At 71.0% G+C, this 6,701-nt stretch carries 2 protein-coding genes; one reads left to right on the plus strand and one right to left on the minus strand.

Annotation, left to right across the window (positions count from 1 at the left end; all coding sequences use genetic code 11):
• Nucleotides 1-2: 2 nt before the first annotated feature.
• Nucleotides 3-1,595 carry a bifunctional 3-(3-hydroxy-phenyl)propionate/3-hydroxycinnamic acid hydroxylase gene (locus ACIQBL_RS30290; RefSeq protein ID WP_401946834.1) on the minus strand — a complete coding sequence of 531 codons (1,593 nt, stop codon included), beginning with the start codon at nt 1,593-1,595 and terminating at the stop codon, nt 3-5.
• A gap of 199 nt (nt 1,596-1,794) precedes the next feature.
• Here ACIQBL_RS30290 and ACIQBL_RS30295 point away from each other — a divergent pair.
• Nucleotides 1,795-6,701: beta-ketoacyl synthase N-terminal-like domain-containing protein (locus ACIQBL_RS30295; RefSeq protein WP_401946837.1), on the plus strand; the 4,907-nt coding region annotated here is incomplete at its 3' end.

A 6,701-nucleotide genomic window follows, 5' to 3' on the forward strand; every position in this document is an offset into this window, starting at 1 on the left:
GCTCACTCCCACAGCCCCGAGCCGAACTGGTCGACCAGTTCCCTCAGTTCACGCGAGGTCCGGGCCGCGCCGTAGACGTGGTGGTCCGGGCGCACCAGAAGGAACCGCGCCCGGACCGCCCTGAGCAGGGGCAGATACACGCCGTCGACGTCGACGACGGCGCCCGGAGTGACCTCGGTGTCCGTCGGCACCATGTGCACGACACGGGTACCGAGTGCGGCGAGGAAGGCGAGCCGGGGCTCCTCCAGCGCCGCACCGGGATCGGCCGATCCGAGCAGCACCGGACCGGTGCCCACCACCTCGTCGAGCAACCCGGTCACGCCCTCGTGTCGCACCCGGCCCTGCGGCAGCACCTCCCCGGCCGGCGGCACCGGCGCCGTACCGATGCCGGTGTAGAGCAGACCTGTGCGCAGTCGCGTACCCGCGCCGTTCCGCCTGCCGCGGCCGGTGTCGGCGCCCGCCAGCAGCGAGGCGTCCCGGCTCGCGGCAGCGGCGGCGTCGGTCACGCACAGGACCCTGCCCAGCCGCACCGAGGTGTCGATGGCTTCCCGTACGTGGTCGGAGCGCTCACGTTGATAGGTGTCCAGCAGCCCTTCACCGGCGGCTCCGCGCAGCACCAGGTCGAGTTTCCAGGACAGATTGAGCACGTCCCGGATGCCCGCGCACATGCCCTGACCCGTGAACGGCGGCATCAGATGGGCCGCGTCCCCCGCCAGCAGCACCCGGCCCCGCCGCCATTCGTCGGCCCACGCGGCCTGGAAGCGGTAGACGGTGTGCCGCCGCAGGGTGGCGTTCTCCGGCCGGACGTCGAAGCGTTCGAGCAGTCGCCACGCCGTCTCCGCCCGGTTCAGCTCCGCCACGCTCTCCCCGGGCAGTCGCATGAACTCCCAGCGCCGGCGCCCCGGCCCGCTGCCCACCGCCGTCGTCGGACGGGCCGGATCGCACAGCTGCACATTGAGGGGGGAGAACACCCGCGGTTCGTGCAGCACCACATCGCACAGCAGCCAGTCGAAGGAGAAACCGAGATCCGTCCTGTCCACTCCGACGTGCTCGCGCACGAAGCTGTTCGCCCCGTCGCACCCGACGACCCAGGAGGCGGTGCACCGCAGCCGCCCGCCCGACGTGTCCTTCGCCGTCAGCTCCACCCCATTGCCGTCGTCCACCAGGTCCGTCGCGGTGTACCCGCGGAACACCCGCAGGCCGGGCAGCTGTTCGGCGCGGGCGCACAGCACCGCCTCCAGCGCGGGCTGGTGCATCGTGGTCGTCTCCGGCCAGCCGTGCTCACCCCGCTCGGCGAGTTCGACCCGCAGCAGTGACCTGCCGTCGGCGTTGCGCCAGTCGTAGCCGTCGGCCGGCAGACCGAGCTCCGCGAACGAACCTCCCACCCCCAGCGACGCGAGGGTCCTGGCCGTCTCCCCGTCGAAACTGGTCGCCCGGGGCAGGGTGTACGGGGTCTCCCACCGCTCCACCACCACCACGCGCCAGCCCCGGGCGGCCAGCAGGATCGACAGCACCTGACCGACGGGACCGTAGCCGACGACGAGTACATCCGCTTCCGGCGCGACCTGCTCCGTACCAGAGTCCGCAGGGTGCATTCCGCTTCTCCCTCCTCCGGTGCGGCGAACGTACCAGCGCGAGCCGATCCGACGACGCCGAAGAAGCCCGGCGATCAAGAAGTAAGGGGGGATGAGGGGGTGAATCAGGGGATCTTCGCCGTCCTCCCTGCGTGAGGCTGTAGGGGCCGAGCCGCTGAAGCGTCACCCGGAACTCCGACCACGGGAGTGCGAAGGCAGCATGCTACGTGCCGAACTGATCCGCCCTGTCCAGGACCTCCTCACCGAACAGAGCCGTCGCTTCGGCGCCAAGACCGCCTACGTCGACGCCAGACGCGCCGTCAGCTACGCGGACCTGGAAGCGCGCACCCGCCGGCTCGCCGGCCATCTCGCCGAACTGAACCTGCTGCCGGGCGACCGTGTGGCCATGTTCCTCGGCAACCGCGTGGAGATGGTGGAGAGCTACTTCGCCGTCGTCCGCGCCGGCGGAATCGGTGTCCCGGTCAATCCGCACGTCTCCCAGACGGAACTGGAGCACCTCCTCACCGCCAGCGGCAGCCAGGTCGTCATCACCGACACCGTTCACCTGCCACTGCTGCGCCGCCTGCACCCCGGGGCCACTCCGCTGACGGTGCTGGTGGTGGGCGAGGACCCGGCACCGCCTGGCTGCCTGTCCTACGAGCGCTTCGCCACCACCGAGCCCGGCACACCGGCCCGTGACGACCAAGGGCTCGACGACACCGCCTGGATGCTCTTCACCTCCGGCACCACCAGCGTGCCCAAGGGCGTGCTCGCCACCCAGCGCAACTGCCTCTGGTCGGTCGCCGCGTCCTACGTACCCGCGCTCGGACTCACCGCCGACGACCGTGTGCTGTGGCCGCTGCCCCTGTTCCACAGCCTCTCCCACATCGTCTGCGTACTGGCCGTGACGGCCGTCGGAGCGACCGCCCACATCACCGACGGGCACTCCGCCGAGGACGTACTGGAGCTGTGGGACCAGGAGCGCTGCACGGTCATCGCCGGAGTCCCCACGCTCTACCACTACCTCGTCCGCGCCTCCCACGCGCCCGGCTTCACGGCGCCCCGGCTGCGCGTGGGCCTGGTCGGCGGCGCCGTGACCACCGCTGCGCTGCGGCGCTCGGTCGAGGACGCCTTCGGTGCCCCGCTCATCGACGCCTACGGCAGCACCGAGACCTCCGGCTCGATCGCCATCAACTGGCCCACCGGCCCCCGGGTGGAGGGCTCCTGCGGACTCCCGGTGCCCGGCCTCGCCCTGCGCGTGGTCGACCACCGCACCGGTGTGGACGTGCCCGACGGCACCGAGGGAGAGGTGTGGGTCCGCGGCCCGAACGTCATGGCCGGCTACCACAACCAGCCCGAAGCCACTGCCGATGCGCTGCGGGACGGCTGGTTCCATACCGGCGACCTCGCCCGCCGCGACCGAGACGGCTATCTGACCGTCACCGGACGGCTCAAGGAACTCATCATCCGGGCCGGGGAGAACATCCACCCGGTCGAGGTCGAGGACGTCCTGCGGACCGTGCCGGGCGTGGCCGACGTCGCCGTGGCCGGCAAGCCGCACGACGTCTTCGGCGAAGTCCCGGTGGCCTTCATCGTCCCCGCTCCCGGCGGCTTCGACCCGGCCCAGGCGCTCGCCCTCTGCCGGGAGAGGCTGTCGTACTTCAAGGTCCCCGAGGAGCTGTACGAGATCGCGCGCATCCCGCGCACCGCGACAGGCAAGGTCACCCGGCACAAACTGCTGGACGGCCCCGCACGGCTGCGAGCGGTCGGCAACACCTTCCATGACGCGCTCTTCCGTACGAACTGGACACCCCAGCCTTCCGCCCCGTCGCCCCGGCCCGGCCGTTGGGCAGTACTCGGCCGGCCGAACCCCCCGCTCGCCGGCCTGCTCCGGGCCGCGGGTACCGAGGTGACCGGGTACAGCGACACGAACGAGCTGACAGCGGCGGTGGCCGCAGGGGCCTCCGCACCGGACGTGGCCCTGCTGCCGGCCCCTGCGGAGACCGAGGACTTCTCCAGGGAAGTCGGGGCGTGGCTGTCCTGTGCCGAACTGTCCGACACCCTGCTGGTGGTGCTCACCCGGGGCGCCGTGGCCACCGGCACGACAGAGGACATACGAAAGCCGGAACAGGCCGCACTGTGGGGCCTGGCGCGCTCCTTGCAGGCCGCGCAGCCGGGACGTATCGCCATCGTGGACCTGGACGCGACCGACGACGATACGGGTGACGGAACCGGCGAAGAGACGTTCGTCCAGGGCCTGTTGGCCACGGTGGCATCGGGCGAGGCCCAGAGCGCGATCCGCTCCGGCGTCGTACTGTTGCCACGGCTCGAACGTGTCGCCCTGGACATGGGCCTGGAGCCCGAGCGGAACACCTCCGTGTCCTTCGCCCCGCAGGGCACCGCGGTCGTCACCGGAGTGGACACCCGGCGCGGAGCCGTGATCGCCCGGCACCTGGTCACCGGATACGGCGTCCGCCGGCTGCTGCTGATCGCCTCGCCCGGGCAGGGCGGCCGGGCCGCCGAACTGTGCGACGGGCTCAGCGAAGCCGGAGCCGATGTCCAGCTCGTCGAATGCGACCTGGACAACCGCACAAAACTGAGGCGGGCGCTGGCCAAGGCCACCAGCCCCGTGAACGTGGTCGTACACGCCTGGGAAGCCGTGGACGAGCCGTCCGACAGGCGAGTGGCCATCGAGGCCAGAACGCTGCACGAACTCACCTGGCACCCCGACCTCACCGCGTTCGTGCTGTCGTCCTCGACCAAAGGGCTGCTCGGCGCGGCGGGGGAGACCACCGAGGCGGCGTCAGCGGCCTTCCTCGACGCCTACGCCCAGCATCTGCGCAGCCAGGGCATACCGGCCAAGTCCATCGCCTGGGGCCCCTGGGAGGGGGAGACCGACGGCACGACCGGTGCTCTGAGCCCGAGGCAGGCACTCGCGGCCCTGGACGCGGCCCTGGCCGTGGACCAGGCCCAACTCGTCGCGATGAAACTTGACGCGGACGCCGTGCCGACCGGGACCTCCTCCCCCCTGCTGGACGACCTGATCGACGTCCCGGTCCGCACCGCCACCGTGGACGAGGCTGTCATGGCCGCCCTGCGTGAACGGCTGACCCATGTGCCCGAGGCCGACCGCGACCGGTTGCTCACAGATCTCGTCCGCGACCAACTCGCCGACCTGCTCGGCCTGTCCGAGACGCGGACCGTCGAGCCGGACCGGGCCTTCACCGACCTGGGCCTGACCTCGGTCACCGTGGTGGAGTTGCGCAACCGGCTGAGCGAGGCCACCGGGCTCCGCCTGCCCGCCACCTCCGCCTTCGACCACCCCACCCCGGCGGCGCTGGGCAGCATGCTGCGACGGGAGCTGTCCGGCGGCACGGCCGAGGTTCCGGCCGCCGGACCGGGACAGCCCGCACCGGGTCCGGCCTCGGCCGCTGTCCCGGCCCAGGATCCGGTCGCGGTCCACGAGCCGATCGCGATCGTGGGGATGGCGTGCCGGCTGCCGGGCGGTGTGACGTCGCCGGAGGAGCTGTGGGAGCTGGTGGTCGCGGGCGGTGACGCGATCGGCGGCTTCCCGGAGGACCGTGGCTGGGATCTGGAGAACCTCTTCGACCCCGACCCGGATCACCCCGGGACGAGTTACGCGCGGCAGGGTGGATTCCTGCGTGATGCGGGGGAGTTCGACGCGGGGTTCTTCGGGATTTCGCCGCGTGAGGCGTTGGCGATGGATCCGCAGCAGAGGTTGTTGTTGGAGACGTCGTGGGAGGCGTTGGAGCGGGCGGGGATCGACCCGACGACGTTGCGGGGCAGGGATGTCGGTGTCTACTTCGGCACTCTCAATCAGGACTACGCCACCCATGCGGACAGGGTCCCCGAGGGGGTCGAGGGCTACCTGATGACCGGCAGCGCGGGCAGCGTGCTGTCGGGTCGGGTGTCGTACGTGCTGGGCTTCGAGGGCCCGGCGATGACGATCGACACGGCGTGTTCGTCGTCTCTGGTGGCGTTGCATCTGGCGGCGCAGGCGCTGCGGTTGGGCGAGTGTTCGATGGCGCTGGCCGGCGGGGTGACGGTGATGGCCGGGCCGGGCTCTTTCGTGGAGTTCTCCCGCCAGCGCGGGCTCGCCGCCGACGGCCGCTGCAAGGCGTTCGCGGCTGCGGCGGACGGCACGGGCTGGGCCGAGGGTGCGGGTGTGCTGTTGGTGGAGCGGTTGTCGGATGCGGAGCGGTTGGGTCATCGGGTGTTGGCGGTGGTGCGGGGCAGTGCGGTGAACCAGGACGGTGCGTCGAATGGTCTGACCGCGCCGAATGGTCCGTCGCAGCAGCGGGTGATTCGGCAGGCGTTGGCCAGTGCGCGACTGTCGGCTGCTGAGGTGGATGTGGTGGAGGCGCATGGGACGGGTACGGCGTTGGGTGATCCGATCGAGGCGCAGGCGATTCTCGCCACCTATGGGCAGGATCGCGATCGTCCGTTGTGGTTGGGGTCGTTGAAGTCGAATATCGGTCATGCGCAGGCGGCTGCGGGTGTGGCTGGTGTGATCAAGATGGTGATGGCGTTGCGGCATGGGGTGTTGCCGCGGACGTTGCATGTAGATGCCCCCACTCCGCAGGTGGATTGGTCGGCGGGTGCGGTGGAGTTGCTGACCGGGGAGCAGCCGTGGCCGGAGGAGGCGGGTCGTCCGCGTCGGGCGGGGGTGTCGGGGTTCGGGGTGAGTGGGACGAATGCTCACGTGATCCTGGAGCAGGCTCCGGAGCCTGCGGAGAGTGTGCCGTCGGTCCCGTTGGGTGGTGTGGTGCCGCTGCTGGTGTCGGGGCGGGGTGAGGCGGCCCTGCGGGCACAGGCGGAGCGGCTGCTGGGCTTTGTCGAACGTCATCCCGAGGTGAGCGTGACGCAGTTGGGTGCTGCGTTGGGTGTGGGTCGTGCGGGGTTGTCGGATCGTGCGGTGGTGGTGGCGGGGGACCGGGGTGAGGTGTTGGCGGGGCTTGCCGGTGTGGTGGAGGGTGCCGGTCTGGTGGTGGGCCGGGTGGGTGTGTCGGGTCGGGTGGTGTTTGTTTTTCCTGGTCAGGGGTGGCAGTGGGTGGGGATGGGTGCGGAGTTGCTGGAGTCGTGCCCGGTGTTTGCGGAGTGTATGGG

This window comes from Streptomyces sp. NPDC088350 (assembly GCF_044753545.1).
GTDB lineage: Bacteria > Actinomycetota > Actinomycetes > Streptomycetales > Streptomycetaceae > Streptomyces.

Bases quoted from the DNA above. Each gene is read 5' to 3' on its own strand.
- ACIQBL_RS30290 (WP_401946834.1), bottom strand. From the start codon at position 1,595: ATGCACCCTGCGGACTCTGGTACGGAGCAGGTCGCGCCGGAAGCGGAT.